At 73.2% G+C, this 16,224-nt stretch carries 17 protein-coding genes and 1 pseudogene; 8 read left to right on the top strand and 10 right to left on the bottom strand.

Translation table 11 applies throughout. The features are described from left to right. The first annotated feature begins 144 nt into the window (after positions 1–144). From BU198_RS06395 to BU198_RS06415, 5 genes are all read left to right on the top strand, one after another. Positions 145–450 (top strand): hypothetical protein, encoded by a 306-nt coding sequence (locus BU198_RS06395; protein WP_317619997.1) that lies wholly within the window; start codon positions 145–147, stop codon positions 448–450. Then, the gene (locus BU198_RS06400; RefSeq protein ID WP_188295867.1) at positions 422–946 is read left to right on the top strand and encodes a DUF6879 family protein; all 525 of its coding nucleotides are present in this window, start codon (positions 422–424) and stop codon (positions 944–946) included. Before BU198_RS06395 ends, BU198_RS06400 begins: the two co-directional genes overlap by 29 nt. A gap of 30 nt (positions 947–976) precedes the next feature. Then, complete coding sequence (locus BU198_RS06405) at positions 977–1,825, top strand: helix-turn-helix domain-containing protein (RefSeq protein WP_188295868.1); 849 nt, start codon at positions 977–979, stop codon at positions 1,823–1,825. Positions 1,826–1,942: 117 nt separating this feature from the next. Beyond that, positions 1,943–2,398 (top strand): hypothetical protein, encoded by a 456-nt coding sequence (locus tag BU198_RS06410; protein ID WP_188295869.1) that lies wholly within the window; start codon positions 1,943–1,945, stop codon positions 2,396–2,398. Positions 2,399–2,498: 100 nt separating this feature from the next. Next, complete coding sequence (locus BU198_RS06415; RefSeq protein WP_188295870.1) at positions 2,499–3,221, top strand: class I SAM-dependent methyltransferase; 723 nt, start codon at positions 2,499–2,501, stop codon at positions 3,219–3,221. 110 nt (positions 3,222–3,331) lie between these two features. Here the strand turns inward: BU198_RS06415 and hutI are convergent, their stop codons facing one another. The 4 genes from hutI to hutU are packed head-to-tail and all read right to left on the bottom strand — an operon-like array spanning position 3,332 to position 8,778. Then, a complete protein-coding gene (gene hutI, locus BU198_RS06420; protein ID WP_188295871.1) occupies positions 3,332–4,507 on the bottom strand; it encodes an imidazolonepropionase in 1,176 nt (391 codons plus the stop codon). Positions 4,508–4,541: 34 nt separating this feature from the next. After that, positions 4,542–5,894, bottom strand: a complete 1,353-nt coding sequence (locus BU198_RS06425; RefSeq protein WP_411293155.1) for a formimidoylglutamate deiminase — start codon at positions 5,892–5,894, stop codon at positions 4,542–4,544. After that, on the bottom strand, positions 5,891–7,072 hold the full coding sequence (locus BU198_RS06430; RefSeq protein WP_188295886.1) for an allantoate amidohydrolase: 1,182 nt from the start codon (positions 7,070–7,072) through the stop codon (positions 5,891–5,893). The genes BU198_RS06425 and BU198_RS06430 overlap by 4 nt, the downstream gene beginning before the upstream one ends. Positions 7,073–7,089: 17 nt before the next feature. Beyond that, the gene (gene hutU, locus BU198_RS06435) at positions 7,090–8,778 is read right to left on the bottom strand and encodes a urocanate hydratase (RefSeq protein ID WP_188295873.1); all 1,689 of its coding nucleotides are present in this window, start codon (positions 8,776–8,778) and stop codon (positions 7,090–7,092) included. A 181-nt stretch (positions 8,779–8,959) separates the two neighbouring features. On the opposite strand from hutU, the gene BU198_RS06440 reads away from it, so the two are divergent. Further along, positions 8,960–9,532, top strand: coding sequence for a Uma2 family endonuclease (locus BU198_RS06440; protein WP_188295874.1), 573 nt, complete (start codon positions 8,960–8,962; stop codon positions 9,530–9,532). A gap of 1 nt (position 9,533) precedes the next feature. On the opposite strand, the gene BU198_RS06445 is transcribed toward BU198_RS06440, so the two are convergent. Further along, complete coding sequence (locus BU198_RS06445; protein ID WP_188295875.1) at positions 9,534–9,854, bottom strand: hypothetical protein; 321 nt, start codon at positions 9,852–9,854, stop codon at positions 9,534–9,536. A gap of 67 nt (positions 9,855–9,921) precedes the next feature. Continuing rightward, complete coding sequence (locus BU198_RS06450; RefSeq protein ID WP_188295876.1) at positions 9,922–10,791, bottom strand: MurR/RpiR family transcriptional regulator; 870 nt, start codon at positions 10,789–10,791, stop codon at positions 9,922–9,924. Between the two features lie 302 nt (positions 10,792–11,093). On the opposite strand from BU198_RS06450, the gene BU198_RS06455 reads away from it, so the two are divergent. Beyond that, positions 11,094–11,519 carry a hypothetical protein gene (locus tag BU198_RS06455; RefSeq protein WP_188295877.1) on the top strand — a complete coding sequence of 142 codons (426 nt, stop codon included), beginning with the start codon at positions 11,094–11,096 and terminating at the stop codon, positions 11,517–11,519. A 28-nt stretch (positions 11,520–11,547) separates the two neighbouring features. Here BU198_RS06455 and hutH read toward each other — a convergent pair whose 3' ends face one another. Both hutH and BU198_RS06465 read right to left on the bottom strand, forming a co-directional pair. Next, on the bottom strand, positions 11,548–13,125 hold the full coding sequence (hutH, locus tag BU198_RS06460; RefSeq protein WP_188295878.1) for a histidine ammonia-lyase: 1,578 nt from the start codon (positions 13,123–13,125) through the stop codon (positions 11,548–11,550). A 118-nt stretch (positions 13,126–13,243) separates the two neighbouring features. Then, positions 13,244–14,443 (bottom strand): macrolide family glycosyltransferase, encoded by a 1,200-nt coding sequence (locus BU198_RS06465; RefSeq protein ID WP_188295879.1) that lies wholly within the window; start codon positions 14,441–14,443, stop codon positions 13,244–13,246. Positions 14,444–14,542: 99 nt separating this feature from the next. Between BU198_RS06465 and BU198_RS06470 the strand changes: the two genes are divergently transcribed. Next, entirely contained in the window at positions 14,543–15,163 is a 621-nt protein-coding gene (locus BU198_RS06470; protein ID WP_188295880.1) for a TetR/AcrR family transcriptional regulator, read from the top strand. Here BU198_RS06470 and BU198_RS06475 read toward each other — a convergent pair. Together BU198_RS06475 and BU198_RS06480 are read right to left on the bottom strand one after the other, a co-directional pair. Then, positions 15,126–15,470 (bottom strand): hypothetical protein, encoded by a 345-nt coding sequence (locus tag BU198_RS06475; protein ID WP_188295881.1) that lies wholly within the window; start codon positions 15,468–15,470, stop codon positions 15,126–15,128. The two genes, BU198_RS06470 and BU198_RS06475, sit on opposite strands and share 38 nt — an antisense overlap. 170 nt (positions 15,471–15,640) lie before the next feature. Continuing rightward, positions 15,641–16,224: pseudogene (locus tag BU198_RS06480) on the bottom strand (sensor domain-containing diguanylate cyclase); the annotation flags it as partial.

Consider the following 16,224-nt stretch of genomic DNA (forward strand, 5'->3'; position numbering starts at 1 on the left):
TCGAGCTGGTGCTCGACGGGGCGACGCGAACTACCCGATCGTTCCGGCGGCCTCTTGCCCCCCGCAAGAGGCCGCCGGTAGAGAGGATGCGGCCAAGTTGGCGAAACCTGGCACCAACTACGCCAGTGCGTCATGCTCTTGACGATGACTGCCGAGTCGGGGACCGTCATGCAAATCCACGCAACCGAGTTGCAAGGGGAAGTTGCCATGGCACTGCGGTTCATTGGGATCGACCCCAACACGGGCGACGACGAGTGCCCGACCGTCTGGTACGACGACGAAGCCGACGAGATCGTCGTACAGGGCTGGAAGGCTACCGAGAAGCTGCGCGCCACGTGCCGGGAGACCGGGAGCATCCCCGATTCGGAGGATGTGGTCCGGCTACCGGCCCGCATGGTGCCGATCTTGAGGAAGGCATGCGATGCCGCCGAGGGTACTGACATTCGCTGAGCAGTTGGCTGCTGCGCGCTCCAGTGCGGTTCACCTGGAGATGCGTGACTCCTACAGCGTGGTGAAGGAGGCTGAGGCGTTTGCCGCCTGGAGGGACGGCTTCCGGTACGACCCGGCCGACCGTGCGTCCTGGTGGCGTCCGTGGCTGACGCTGATCGAGGAGACCGTGAGCCGGGGTGTCGAGGTTCGCCGTGCCCGGATCGTGTCCGAGCCGGTCACGGAGTACATCCGGTTCGAGCACTCCGGGACGTTCACCAACATCGCCGCAGGCGAGCAGATCCGCTGGCTGCCGCGACGGCAGACGGCGGACCTCGCCCTGCCGGGCTGCGACTTCTGGCTGTTCGACGGCAAGTTGGTGCGGTTCAACCACTTCACCGGCAACGGGGAGAGCGCTGGGCCGTCCTTCAGCGACGACCCAGCGGTGGCCCTCCTGTGCGCCACCGCGTTCGATGCGGTCTGGCAACGGGCCGTGCCTCACGAGAATTTCAGCGTCTGACCGCCGCCGGCTCCGAGCGCCCCAGCGACGATGCCAAGTTCCCCGTCCTCAAGCGTCCAGGCGGCCCGCGTGGCGCTCGCTACCCGCCTCGGCGAGCTGATGCGCAACGTCGGCCTGAAGGGCGGAGAACTGTCCGCCCTTTGCGGCTGGCACCCCGCCAAGACCTCCCGCATCCTCAACGCCAAGGCCGCCCCGTCCGACTCGGACATTCGCGCGTGGTGCCACGCCTGCGGCGCCGACGACCAGGCCCCCGATCTGATCGCCTCCAACAGAGCGGCGGACTCCCTGTACGTCGAGTGGCGGCGCATCACCCGGACCGGCCTGCGCCACGCCCAAGAGGCCCGGGTGCCCCTCTACACCCGCACCCGCCATTTCCGCGCCTACTCTTCCCGCGTAGTTCCCGGCGCCCTCCAGACCCGGGAGTACGCCGGCGCCCTGCTGCGCACGGTGGCCGACGTCCGCCGGACCGTGGACGACGTGGCGGACGCGGTCGAGGCCCGGCTCGCCCGTTCCAGTGTCGTCTTCGAGGGCGGGCGCCGCTTCGTCGCAGTCATCGAGGAGTCCGTGCTGCGCTACCGGATCGGCGACGACACGGTGATGGCCGGACAACTCGGCCAGCTGCTGAGGGTCATGTCGATTCCTTCGGTCTCGCTCGGCGTCATCCCGTTCACGGCCTCCCGCACCATGTGGCCCACGGAGACCTTCAACCTGTTCGACGACCACCAGGCCGGGGTGGAGCTATTGTCGGCCCAGGTCACCGTGACCGCGCCCAGCGACCTCGCCCTCTACGCGCAGGCGTTCACGCGTTTCGCCGCCCTGGCCGTGCACGGCGGCGCCGCCCGCGCACTGATCACCGCCGCGATCGACTCGCTGGGGTGAGGCATCCGCAATTCTCCGCAACTTCCTTGAGTTCCAGGGAACTTAGTCCGTAGATTTCACAGAGCCGTCGGACCGCGCCCGGCGTCACCAGGTGCCCCACCAGCAGTCGGAGGAACCATGGCAACCGCAGTTGCACCCGCCGATCCGATCGTCGGCCCGCTCCGGAACGTGCGCGACCACATCCCCGCCGCCCTGCGGGACAAGCAGGTCGGCCTCCTGATGCGCGACTACCCCTACGACTCCGTCATGGCCGCCCGAGTCCTCGGCCAGGGCTACGCCTACCTGCTGACCGCGATGGCCCACCGCGGCGAGCACCTGAGCCTCGGCCCCAGCTCGCTGGTGGACATCGGCGTCCACACGATCATCCTGGACACCGTCGCCTACGCCGAGCTGTGCCGGAAGCACAACGGCGGCCACTTCCTGCACCACGTGCCGGCCGTCGAGTACAAGGACGACGGCACGGTGCTGCGCACCGCCCATCTGATCGCCGCAGACGGTTGGGACGTGGACCTGCCTCTGTGGTCGGATGCCGCCAAGTGCAGCCCCTGCCACCCCGGCAACGACTCACACTGACCGGACAGTTGCGGTGGCCACAGGCTCAGTCCGGGGCCACCGCGACCCGGAAGGGTGGAGTTCACCCGAATCCCTGCGCCGCCGCACACCGGGCGCAAGTATGACCCGGGTGACGACCGCCTCCTCCCCTGCGCAAGCTGTCGAACCGGACCTCTGGCACCACTACGGCCGCGCCCGCGCCGACACCGACCGGACCGTCCCCGACACCTTCCGCTGGGTCTGGGCCCAGGACGACGGGCCAGGAGTCGAGGTGCTGGGTGACATCACCGGCCTCATCGTGGCCGACCTCGGCGCGGGCGCCGCCCGTCATGCCGCGCACCTCGTCGCCCACCACGCCCCAGCCCGGGTCGATGCCATCGATGCCTCCCCCGCCCAGCACGCGATGGCCTGCGACCTCTACGGCCACCTCGCCCCGCACCTGCGCACGGTGCGCGCCGACGCGACCGCGCACCTGGAGGAGCATCCGGACGAATACGACGTGCTCTACTCGGTGTTCGGCAGCCTCGACTTCGCCGACCCCCGCCGGCTGCTCCCGGCCGCTGCCCGCGCCCTGCGACCCGGCGGCCTGTTGACCGCCTCCACCCTGGGCCACTACCTCGGTGGAGCCTCCGCTGAGCCGGACGTCCAGCACGCTGACGTTCCGGCCCGGACCCCGGACGGCGCCCAGGCAACCATGCGCCGCTGGGTCCTCCAGGAGACCGTCTGGACGAAGCTGTTGGACGAGACGGGGTTCACGAAGATCAGTGTCGACCGGCTCCCTCCCACCGTACCGAGTAGACGCGCTGCCGACACCCTGCTTGTCTGCGCCTACCGTCAGCCCTGACGACCTCGGGAGATAGTGGCATCGGGGCGTGCGGCCGTTCCGGCAAGGCCCCGCAGCACGTCGCCCCGTCGAGCTGGTGCTCGACGGGGCGACGCGAACTATCCGGCGGCTCAGACCTCGCGCACGCCCGCCCGCCAGACGGCCGCCGTCAGCGGCACGCCGGGGCGGTACGCCAGGTGTACATGCGACGGGGCGTCCAGCAGCAGCAGGTCCGCCCGCGCGCCGACCGCGATCGTCCCCACATCCGTCCGACGCAGCGCCTGGGCGCCGCCCGCGGTGGCCGCCCAGACCGCCTCGTCCGGGGTCATCCCCATCTCCCGCACCGCGACCGCGATGCAGAACGCCATCGAACTCGTGAAGCTGGAGCCCGGGTTGCAGTCGGTGGACAGCGCCACCACCGCGCCCGCGTCCAGCAGCCGGCGCCCGCTCGGGTACGCGGCCCTGGTGGAGAACTCCGCCCCTGGCAGCAGCGTCGCGACCGTCGCCGAACCCGCCAGCGCCGCCACGTCCTCGTCGGTCAGGTGGGTGCAGTGGTCCGCCGAGGCGGCCCCCAGCTCGACGGCCAGCTGCACGCCGGGCCCGTACGTGAGCTGGTTGGCGTGCACTCGCGGCGTGAGCCCCTTCTCGATGCCCGCCGTCAGCACCGCCCGCGCCTGATCCCCGTCGAACGCTCCCTTCTCGCAGAACACGTCCACCCAACGGGCGTGCGGCGCACAGGCGTCCAGCATCTCGCCGGTGACCAGGTCGACGTACCCGGCCGGGTCCTCGGCGTACTCGGGGGCCACGATGTGCGCCCCCAGGTAGGTGGTCTCCGGGGTGTGCTCGGCGGCGATCCGCAGGGCGCGCGCCTCGTCCTCGACGGTCAGCCCGTAACCGGACTTGCACTCGATGGTCGTGGTGCCCTGGCGCACCGCCTCCCGGACGAACCGGGCCAGGTTGGCGTCCAGTTCGGCGTCGGACGCGGCCCGGGTGGCCGCCACCGTGGTCCTGATGCCGCCCGCCGTGTACGACTGCCCGGACATCCGGGCGTTGAACTCGGCGGTGCGGTCGCCCGCGAACACCAGGTGGGCGTGCGAGTCGACGAAGCCGGGCAGCAGGGCCCGGCCCCCGGCGTCGAAGCGCTCGTCCGCCGCCGGGGCGCCGGCCGCCGGGCCGACCCAGGCGACGGTGTCGCCGTCGACCACCACGGCCGCGTCGGTCAGCAGGCCGAGCGGCCCGTTGCCCTGTCCGAAGTCGTTGGTGACCAGGCTGCCGATGCCCGTGATCAAGGTGGTCCTGGAGCTCAAGACAAGGCCTTCCGAAGGGGGTTCAGGGAACAGGTCAGCAGTCCAGCGCGCCGATCGCGGAGCGCAGCGCGCCCGGCACGTCGGCCACCAGCAGGTGCACGCCGTCGCGGACGACGTGCCGCCCGCCGACCACCAGGTGCCGCACGTCCGCCGCCGAGGCCGCGAAGACCGCGATCTCGGCACCGAGCCGGGGCGGCGGGCCCGCCGTACGGACGGAGTCCAGCGCGATCACCGTGAAGTCGGCGAGCGCCCCGGCCTCGATCCGGCCGGCCTCCGGCCAGCCCAGCGAGGCGTGCCCGTCCTCGGTGCCGGCCCGCAGCAGCGCGTTGGCCGTCCAGTGGCCGCGGGTCCTGGTGCGCAGCCGCTCGTCCAGCTCCAGCGCGCGGGCCTCCTCGAACGGGTCGATCACCGCGTGGCTGTCGCTGCCCAGGGTGACCGGGGAGCCCGCCGAGGCGAGCCGGCGGGCCGGGCCGATGCCGTCCGCGAGGTCCCGCTCGGTGGTGGGGCACATGCAGACCGTGGTGGAGAAGTCGGTGAGCAGCCGGACGTCCTCGTCGGTCAGGTGGGTGGCGTGCACGGCCGAGGTGCGCGGGCCGAGCACGCCGTGGTCGGCGAGCAGCCGGGTCGGGGTGACGCCGTGCGCGGCGAGGCAGGCGTCGTTCTCGGCGGTCTGCTCGGACAGGTGGACGTGCAGCGGCGCCCGGCGCGTCGCCGCCCACTGCGCGACGGTGGCCAGCTGCTCGGCCGGGACGGCCCGCACCGAGTGGACGGCCGCGCCGATCCGGACGTGTTCGCGCGGCTTGAGCGCGTCCGCCCGCACCGCCCAGGCCTGCGCGTCACCGTCGCTGAACCGCTGCTGCGGCCTGGTCGGTTCGGCGCCGAACCCGGAGGAGAGGTAGCAGGTGTCCAGCAGGGTGATCCGGATGCCGGCCCGGGCGGCGGCCTCGATCAGCGCCTCGCCCATCGCGTTCGGATCGGTGTAGCGGGCGCCGCCGGGCGCGTGGTGCAGGTAGTGGAACTCGCCGACGGCGGTGATGCCGGCCAGCGCCATCTCGGCGTAGACGGCGGTGGCGAGCTCCAGGTAGCTGTCCGGGTCCAGCGCTCCGGCGAACCGGTACATGGTGTCCCGCCAGGTCCAGAAGGTGCCGGAGCCGACCTGGACGTACCCGCGCAGCGCCCGGTGGAAGGCGTGCGAGTGGGCGTTGGCCTGGCCGGGCAGCAGCAGCCCGTCGAGCCGGACGGCGCCGGGCGGGCAGGGGCCGCTGTCCGGGGTGACGGCGGCGATCGTGCCGCCGGGGCCGGTGGTGATCAGCACCTCGCGCTCGACCGCCGGGCCGTTCACGCCCGGCAGCCAGGCGTGCTGCGCCCAGTACGTCGTCGGGGTCACTGACACGCCAGGTCCTCCAGTACGTCGGCGAGGGCGGCGACCCCGGCCAGGCAGTCGTCCTGCTCGGCGTGCTCGGCCGGGGAGTGCGAGACGCCGGTGGGGTTGCGCACGAACAGCATGGCGGTCGGGATCGCGGAGGCCAGGATCCCGGCGTCGTGTCCCGCGCCGGTGGGCAGCACCGGGGCGTCCAGCAGCCTGGCCAGCCGGTCGCGCAGCGGCCCGTCGAAGTCCACCACCGGGGTGTAGGACTCGCGGGTCAGCTCGACCCGGACGCCGTCGCGGTCGCCGCGCTCGGCGGCGGCCTGCTCGATCTCGGCGACCAGCGCCGTGAGGGTGCGCTCGTCGGCCGCCCTGGAGTCCAGCCAGCCGCGCACCAGCGAAGCGATCGCGTTGGTGCCGTTGGGCTCGACCGCGACCTTGCCGAAGGTGGCCAGCGCGCCCGCCTGCCTCGCCTTCTTGCGGGCGGCGAGGACGGTGTTGGCGTACGTCAGCATCGGGTCGCGGCGGTCCTCGATCCGGGTGGTGCCGGCGTGGTTGGCCTCGCCGTGGAAGTCGAACCGCCAGCGGCCGTGCGGCCAGATCGCGCCGGCCACGCCGACCGGCTGCCCCTCGGCGAGGCTGCGGCCCTGTTCGACGTGGAGTTCGACGAAAGCGCCGATCCTGGCCAGCCGGCCGTCGTCCGCGCCGATCGCGGTCGGGTCGTAGCCGGCCCGCTCCATCGCGTCGGGCAGCCGGACGCCGTCGGCGTCGCGCAGCTCGTACGCCTGCTCCGGCGACAGCACCCCGGCGGTCAGCCGGGAGCCGATGCAGGCCACGCCGAACCGGGCGCCCTCCTCGTCGCCGAAGTTGACGATCGCCAGGGGCTTGCCGAACTCGGCTCCGCGGGCGCGCAGTTCGTCCAGCGCGGCGAAGGCGGAGACCACGCCGAGCGGGCCGTCGAAGGCGCCGCCGTCCGGGACGGAGTCCAGGTGCGAGCCGGTGACCACCGCCCCCGGCGCGTTCCGGTCGCCCAGCCAGGCCCACTGGTTGCCGTTGCGGTCCAGCTCGTACGTCAGGCCGCGGTCGCGGGCCTGCTGCTCGAACCAGGCGCGGCACTCGGCGTCGGCGGAGTTCCAGGCGAAGCGGCGGTAGCCGCCGGAGGAGGCGGCGCGGCCCACCGGGAGCAGCTCCGCCCACATCTCCTCGAAGGAGGCCGTCACAGCTCATCCGTCGGGCTGTGCCGGTGCATGGGGACGTGGACGCCGCGCTCGTCGGCGACCTCGACGGCCCGGTCGTACCCGGCGTCCACGTGCCGGATGACACCCATGCCGGGGTCGTTGGTGAGCACCCGGCGGATCTTCTCCCCGGCCAGCTCGGTGCCGTCGGCGACGGTGACCTGGCCGGCGTGGATCGAGCGGCCGATGCCGACGCCGCCGCCGTGGTGGATGGAGACCCAGGAGGCGCCGGAGGCGACGTTGACCATGGCGTTGAGCAGCGGCCAGTCGGCGATCGCGTCCGAGCCGTCCAGCATCGCCTCGGTCTCCCGGTACGGGGAGGCGACCGAGCCGCAGTCCAGGTGGTCGCGGCCGATCACGATCGGGGCGGACAGCTCACCGGAGGCGACCATGTCGTTGAAGCGCTCGCCGGCCTTGTCGCGCTCGCCGTAGCCGAGCCAGCAGATCCGCGCCGGCAGGCCCTGGAAGTGCACCTTCTCCTGGGCCAGCTTGATCCAGCGGGCCAGCGACTCGTTCTCGGGGAAGAGGTCGAGGACGGCCTTGTCGGTCTTGTGGATGTCCTGCGGGTCGCCGGACAGCGCCGCCCAGCGGAACGGGCCCTTGCCCTCGCAGAACAGCGGGCGGATGTACGCCGGGACGAAGCCGGGGAAGGCGAAGGCGCGGTCGTAGCCGGCCAGCTGGGCCTCGCCGCGGATCGAGTTGCCGTAGTCGAAGACCTCGGCGCCGCGGTCCATGAAGCCGACCATTGCCTCGACGTGCCTGGCCATCGACTCGCGGGCCCGCCGGGTGAACTCGGCGGGCTCGGCGGCCGCGTAGTCCGCCATGTCCTCGAAGGCCACGCCGACCGGCAGGTAGCTGAGCGGGTCGTGGGCGCTGGTCTGGTCGGTGACGATGTCGATCGGCGCGTCCATCGCGAGCAGCTGCGGGACCAGCTCGGCGGCGTTGCCCAGCACGCCGATGGAGAGCGGCTGCCGCTTGTCGCGGGCCGCGGTGGCGAGCTCCATGGCGTGGCCGAGGTCCTTGGCCTCGACGTCCAGGTAGCGGTGCTCGATCCGGCGGGAGATCCGGGACGGGTCGCAGTCGATGCAGATCGCCACGCCGCCGTTCATGGTGACGGCCAGCGGCTGGGCGCCGCCCATCCCGCCGAGGCCGGCGGTGAGGGTGATGGTGCCCTCCAGCGTGCCGCCGTACCGCTTGCCGGCGACGGCGGCGAAGGTCTCGTAGGTGCCCTGGAGGATGCCCTGGGTGCCGATGTAGATCCACGAGCCGGCGGTCATCTGCCCGTACATGGTGAGCCCGAGGTTCTCCAGCCGGCGGAACTCCTCCCAGTTGGCCCAGTCGCCGACCAGGTTGGAGTTGGCGATCAGCACCCGCGGCGCCCACTCGTGGGTCTGCATCACGCCGACCGGGCGGCCGGACTGGACCAGCATGGTCTCGTCCTGCTTCAGCCCCTGGAGGGTCCTCACCATGGCGTCGAAGGAGCGCCAGTCCCGCGCGGCCTTGCCCGTGCCGCCGTACACCACCAGCTTGGACGGGTGCTCGGCCACCTCCGGGTCGAGGTTGTTCATCAGCATCCGCAGCGCGGCCTCCTGCTGCCACCCCTGCGTCGTGAGCCCCGTCCCCCGCGCCGCGCGCACCTCACGCGGCCCGCTCGCCTGCTGCTGCACCATGTCCCGGCCTCCCTGCGGATGAATTCATTCAAGCTTTGTTTGGCTGAATATATCTAAACAACCACCTTTCGACCAGACCCCGAACCAATCCGATCAGTCACCGCACCGGCCGACTTGGCTCGCTAGCCTGAACCCGGCGAACACCAGCCACTCGGCCCAGCGCCGGGGAGCGGAGGACACGATGACGGCCATCACCGTGCGGCCCGGCAGGCTCCGAGACGTGGCGGAGGAGATCGAGCGGAGCACGGGACTTCGCGCCCAGATCATCGGAGGAACCCTGCTGATGTCCCCGCCTCCCCGCGGCAAGCACGCGGGGACCGTGCGACGGCTGCGCATCCAGCTGGACCCCCGCCTGCCGGCCGACCTGGGCACCTACGAAGTGTCGTCCATCTACATGCCGGGCAACGACGAGGACTACGCCACACCCGACCTGATCGTCCTCCCCGTCGACTGGGAGAACGACGACCGATGGCTCGCCGATCCCCATGAGGCAGCCCTCGTCGTCGAGGTGATCTCCAATTCGGAGGGAGTGAAGGCCGTCGCCACCAAGACGGACTGGTACGCGAGCGCCGGTGCCGTGGCCCTGCTCGCGCTCGACCCGCGCAACGGCACCTGGACGTTCTACACCCACCCTCGTAACGGGGCGTACCAAGGCATCCTGCACGGCAAGTACGGCGAGCCCGTCCCGCTGCCCGCGCCACTGCCCGCCGAGCTGGACACCTCCGGCCTTCCGCTGTACGCGCCCCGCGACTGACTCAGGCCGCCGCGCCGCCGTCCCAGTCGATGCCGATCTCGGCGAGCCAGCGGCGGTCCTCGGCGTCGGGGGCGGGCGGGGACGGCGGGCGGGGGATGTTCTGGACGGGGCCGAGGCCGTACTTCTCGGCGGCCGCGGCGGCCCTGGCCTCGGGTTCGATGACGCCGACGTGGACGGCGGACTCGTCGCCCGGGTCGAGGACGGTCAGTTCGGGATCGGGCAGCCGCCGCAGGGTGACGCGGCGTCCGCAGGCGGGGCAGGACCATTCGTCGGCACCCGAGGACAGCCGGGCGACGAACTTCATCTCGTGGATCACGCGCATGGGTGGCACCCCCTGCCGTAGGGGATGCCCGGGTCTGTGGCGAGTACTCCCCCGCCCCGGGCCGGCTCTATTCCAGGAAGAGCCCGCGCGCCGCCGCCGAGTGCTCGATCGCCTCCAACCGGGCTTCCGCACCCGGGAGTTCGTCGCACATCGACTGGAGCAGCACCCGGCCGAGCATCATCGGCGCGCACGCGGTGTCGAAGACCAGCCCGGTGCCGACGGCGGCCGGCAGCATCAGGTCGGACAGCTTGGCGACCGGCGCGAAGGCGCTGTCTGCCACGGTGAGCACCGTCAGCCCGCATTCCCTGGCCACCGTCAGCGCGTCCATCAGCTCCCGCGGGTAGCGCGGCAGCGCGAAGCAGAGCAGCGCGCTGGCCCCGGCCGCCCTGGCCTGCTCCAGCCGGTCGGCGAGCATGCTGCCGCCCTCGTCCAGCAGCCGGATGTCCGGGTGCACCTTGGCGGCGAAGTAGGCGAAGCCGCGCGCCTGCGCCGAGGCGGCCCGCAGGCCGAGCACCGGCAGCGGGCTGGAGGCGGCGAGCAGCCGGGCGGCCCGGGTGATCGGCTCCGGGTCGGCGAGGAGTTCGGCGAGGTGGCGCAGGTGCGCGATCTCCGCGAGCACGGCCTGCTGGTGTTCGTTGCGCACCGCGTCGTCCTGGGTCTCCGGCGCGCCCTGCTCGCCCCCGCCGAGTTCGCGCAGCTGCTTGCGCAGCGCCGGGTACCCGTCGTATCCGAGCGCGACGGCGAAGCGGGTGACGGACGGCTGGCTGACGCCCGCGAGTTCGGCGACCTCCACGCTGGACAGGAACGGCGCCTCGGTGGCGTGCCGCACCAGCGAGTGGGCGATCCGGCGCTGGGTCGGCGTCAGCCGGTGGCCCTCGAACAGCTGGAGCAGCCGGGCGGAGGGGCCGACGCTGCCGGCCTCGTCGGTGGCGGTCATCAGCGGTACCTCCGGGTGCGAGCGGTTCGGACGACGACTGTGCAGCAGCGCGCCGCGGCTGGCAAAGACGTCTCGTACGGCGGGACGCCCCGTAAGACGTCCCGAGGATCGGATGGTTCGGGGAGTTCGGACGGTTCGGACGGATCCGACCGGCCCCGGCGGGTCCGGTGGCCGCCGGAAGGGTCCCGGTGGCCACCGGACGGCCGCTCCGGGTCGGGGAAACCCTGATTTGTCCCTGAGCCCGCCCGGATTCCTCCGCGAACGGATGGACCGGACACCCCGTCGGGCCCCACTCTGGGTCCATGGACACTCGTCAGGACGAACTGCGGCGCGACCTCGACGCCACCCTCCAGGCCCGCAAGGAGCTCGGCAAGGAGTACGAGGACGAACTCGTCGACTCCTTCATGAAGCGGCTGGACGCCCGGCTGAACGCCCGGGTCGAACGTTCGGTGGCCGAGCGGATGGACGACTACGAGTCGCCGTCCCGGCAGCGGAGCCACTCCCGCCGCTCCGGCTCCGGCAAGCGCTCCAGCACCGGACTCGCGGTGACCTCGCTGGCCCTCGGCATCCCGCTGACGGCGATCGCGGGCAGCCCGGAGAACGGCGGCTTCGCCGGCCTGGTGGTCTGCTGGGCGGGCATCGTCGGGGTCAACCTCGCCGCCGCCCTGGGCGAGCTGCGCAACCGGCGGACCCCCGCCGAGCGGTCGCCGCGGAGCGACTGGGACTGAGCCCCCGTCACCCCGCGGCGGCGCCATCTCAGGCCAGCGGTCCGGTGACCCGCTCGACCGCCCGCACCAGGTCGCCGGAGGCGACCAGCGCGGCGGCCGCCTCCAGGTCCGGCGACAGGAAGCGGTCGCGGCGGGCGCCGCCGACCCCCGCCTCCCGGGCGACGGCCATCGCGGCCGCGGTGGCCGGGGCGAGCCCGCCCGCCCCGTCGGCCTGCTGACGGATCTCCAGCGCGCGGGCACTGGCGGTGAGCTCGACGGCCAGGATGCGGCCGAGGTTGGCCACCGCCTGGCGCAGCTTGCGCGCGGCCGACCAGCCCATCGACACGTGGTCCTCCTGCATCGCGGAGGACGGGATCGAGTCGACCGAGGCCGGGACGGCGAGCCGCTTGTTCTCGCTGACCAGTGCCGCCTGGGTGTACTGGGCGATCATCAGGCCGGAGTCCACGCCCGGGTCGTCGGCCAGGAAGGCCGGCAGGCCGTGCGAGCGGGCCTTGTCGAGCAGCCGGTCGGTGCGGCGCTCGGAGATGGAGCCGAGGTCGGCGGCGGCGATGGCGAGGAAGTCCAGCACGTACGCGACCGGGGCGCCGTGGAAGTTGCCGTTGGACTCCACCCGGCCGTCCGGCAGCACCACCGGGTTGTCCACCGAGGCGGCCAGCTCGCGCGAGGCGACCAGCCGGGCGTGCGCCAGGGTGTCCCGGCCGGCGCCGGCCACCTGCGGGGCGCAGCGGATCGAGTACGCGTCCTGGACCCGCGGCGCGTCGTCCTGGTGGTGGCCGGTGAGGCCGGAGTCCTTGAGGACGGCCAGCATGTTGGCGGCGCTCAGCGCCTGGCCCGGGTGCGGGCGGATCGGGGCGTGCAGCTCGGGGGCGAGCACCTTGTCGGTGCCGAGCAGGGCCTCCAGGCTCATCGCGGCGGTGATGTCGGCGGTGGTGAACAGCCGCTGGAGGTCGGCGATGGCCATCACCAGCATGCCGAGCATGCCGTCGGTGCCGTTGATGAGGGCGAGGCCCTCCTTCTCCAGCAGCTCGACCGGCTCGATCCCGGCCTCGGCGAGCAGCTCGGCGACGGGCCTCTCCTCGCCGTCCGGGCCGGTGGCGGTGCCCTCGCCCATCAGGACCAGCGCGCAGTGCGACAGCGGCGCGAGGTCGCCGGAGCAGCCGAGCGAGCCGAACTCCCGCACCACCGGGGTGATGCCCGCGTTGAGCAGGGCGGCCATGGTCTGCGCGACCAGCGGCCGGACTCCGGTGCGGCCGGAGGCCAGCGTCTTCATCCGCAGGAACATCAGCGCGCGGACCACCTCGCGCTCGACCGCGGGCCCCATGCCGGCGGCGTGCGAGCGCACCAGCGACCGCTGCAGCTGGGCGCGCAGCTCGGGGCTGATGTGGCGGACGGCGAGCGCGCCGAAGCCGGTCGACACGCCGTAGACGGGGCGGGGCTCGGCCGCGAGGGCGTCGATCCGCGCCCGGGAGGCCGCCATCTCGGCCTGGGCGTCGGGGCCGATCTCGACCCGGGCGTTGCCCCGGGCGACGGCCAGGACGTCCTCGGCACTGACGTCGGCCTTGCCGACCAGGACCAGCGGAGCGTCGGGGGCCACAGCACTGTGCATATCCATATACACCATCACATCAGGTGAATGAAGATATGACAACAGGTGTCCGCCCTCCGGATTCTCCGCCCTCCGGACCGGCGCCGCACACCGCGGCCCCCGGGCACCGCCCCCTCGCTCACTTCACCAGCTCGGCCTCGATCAGGTCGGCCGCCCTGACGGTACCGCCCTCGGCCCGGCCGGCCGCGGACAGCTCCCGCAGCCGCCCGGCCACCGCCGGATCGCCGACCAGCTCCAGCAGCGCGGCACGCAGCGCCTCCGCGGTGGCCTGCTCGGTGTCCAGGCGGCGGGCGACACCGAGGCCCACCAGGGCGTCCGCGTTGGCGAACTGGTCGGCGGCCTGCGGCACCGCGATCATCGGCACGGCGTGGAACAGCCCCTCACTGGAGCCGCCCATGCCCGCATGGGTGACGAAGGCGTCCGCCTGGGCGAGCACCGACAGCTGCGGCACCCACCGGTGCACCTCGACGCTCTCCGGCAGTTCGCCGAGTTCGGCCGGGTCGGTGTGCTTGCCGATCTGCAGCACGGTGTGCCAGCCCGGCAGCTCGCCGAAGGCCCGGACGCAGGCCCGGTAGAAGGCGGGCCGGTGGGTGAAGGCCGACCCCAGCGAGACCAGCAGCACCCGCTCGGCCCCGGCGGGGCGCTCCCACTCCCCCTGGTGGGCCCGGTCGCCGAAGCAGGGCCCGACGAAGCTGATCCGCCGCTCGTCGACCCGGTCGGCGTTGGGCTGGAGCGCGCGCGGTATGAGCGCGATCGCCCGCTCGGGGCGGCCCTTGAAGGCGTCCACGTCGCGCTGCACCGCACCGGCCTCGGCCAGCCAGCCGGCGAACCGCCGGTAGTGCTCGGGGCCGCCCGGACCGTTGCGGGTCGCCTCGAAGACCTCGGCCAGGTCCTCCTCGATGCCCTCCCAGCCGACGAAGGCGGGCGACAGCTGGACCACCGGCACGCCCAGCCGCTCACCGAGCGCCCGGCCCGCGAAGCCCGCGATGTCATGGAGCACCAGGTCGGGCCGGTCGTCCTCGAAGGCCTCCAGCATCGCGGACCACATCGACAGCGTGTCGTCCAGGAACACGTCCTGGATCGCCACCGGGTCCTCCGGCCAGCCGCCCGGGTCGTCCGCGAGCGGCAGCTTCGTCGGATAGGGGACGAGGGCCGCGCCGGTGGACTCGACCAGCTCCCGGAAGGAGGGGTCGTTGACGTAGCTGACCCGGTGGCCCCGGGCGACCAGCTCGGCGATCACGGCGAGGCCGGGGTTGACGTGCCCGTGGGCCGGGACGGAGACCATCAGGATGTGTGCGGGGCGTGCGGGGCGGGACATGGGCACCTCCGGGGTAGCGAGTGAGACGAGACGGACCGTCTCGCTATGTCTTGAGAAGACAATACGTCTCGTCTCGTCGTTTCGCCTAGACTTTTTCCCATGGCATCCAGAACCGCTCCCGATCCCGCCCGCCGCAGCGAGCGCGCCCGCACCGCCGTCCTCACCGCCGCCGCCGAACTCGTCGCCGACGTCGGCTACGGCAAGCTGACCATCGAGGCGATCGCCGCCCGGGCCGGCGTCGGCAAGCAGACCATCTACCGGTGGTGGCCCTCGAAGGGCGCCGTCGTCTTCGACGCCTTCCTCGCCGGCAGCGAGTACGAGGGCAGCCTCGCACTTCCCGACACCGGCGACCTCGCCGCCGACCTGCGGACCGTGCTGCGCCCCACCAGCGACGAACTCTCCGACCCGGCCACCGACCGCACCTACCGCATGATGATCGCCGAGATCATCACCGACCCCGCGCTGCACGCCGACTACCGCGCCCGGCTGCTGGACCCGCTGCTGGAGGTCACCCGCGACCGGCTCCGCAGCGCCCGCGAGGCCGGCCAGATCGCCCCCGACGCCGACCTCGACCTGGCCCTCGAACTCGTCTACGGCCCGCTCTACTACCGCTGGCAGTACCAGCTCGGCCCGCTCACCCACGCGCACGCCGACCGTCTGGTCGACGCCGTCCTGCGGGCCCTCAACCCTCCTGCGGCCGACGGCGGTTCCGGCGCCTGAACCAGAGCACGGCCAGGACCGCGACCAGCACACCGAGCAGCAGGAGCACGGCGAGCCAGGTGAGCAGGGCGCCGGACCCGCCGTGCGAGCCGTGCCGCTTCCCGTGCTTCTTCGACTTGGCCAGCGAGGACTCCGTGATCCGGTGCACCCTGGCACCGGTCCGCAGCTGGGGCGCCCGTTCGGGCACCGTCCGCACCGCCCCGGCCGGCCGCACCGGCGGCACCGCGGACGCCGGGACGGCCCCCGCCACCGCGCCCCCGAGCACCAGCACGCCGGCCACCGCCGCACCCGCCAGTCGTCTGCCCACGGCCGAACCCCCGTTCTCCGAAAGACCGTCGCCCCACCCTCCACCACCACGGCCGCCCCCGGCACCCTCCGGCCGCCGACCGCGACCCACCCGGGACACCCCGGTCACCGGATCCGCACACGGCGCGGGCGGCCGGGCCGGAGCCCGGGCCGCCGGACGGAACGGCCGCCTCAGACCACCGGCGGCGAGGCCGGCCCCGCCAGGGCGACCGAGACCAGGGCGCGCATCGCGCAGGCGGCCTGGCCCAGCGGCAGGGTGGCGTCGTCGGCGAAGAGTTCCACCAGCCAGCCGCCGGCCGGGTTCTGGCCGCCGGCGGCGACCATGCCCCGGTAGCCGGAGACGACGAGCATCGCCTCCTCCGCCGGGTCGTTGCCGGCCGCGCCCGCCCGCAGGGTGAAGGCGCCGCCGCGGACGGCGCGGCGGGTCGTCGGGTAGTGGCGCAGGTCGAAGACCGCGTCGGGGGCCTCGATCTGGGCGCGCTGGGTCTCGGCCCGGCTGCTGGTGGGGCCGCTGGTCATCCGGTAGACGGCGTGCTGGGCGGTGCGCATCAGCTGGGAGCCGGGCGGGACGTACGAGACCCACCAGCCGACGGCGTCCAGCAGCCGGGCCGAGGCCTCGGCGACCACGACCAGCTTGCCGAGGGTGTCCGCCGGGTGGACGGCCCTGGCGGCGGCGGCCCGGTCGAGGGAGGCGAGCACCGCGGTGAGCAGCTGCCCCGGGTCGGCGCTGTGGGCGGCGCCGCGGAACCGCCGCC

Source organism: Streptomyces sp. CBMA156 (assembly GCF_014596515.1).
GTDB lineage: Bacteria > Actinomycetota > Actinomycetes > Streptomycetales > Streptomycetaceae > Kitasatospora.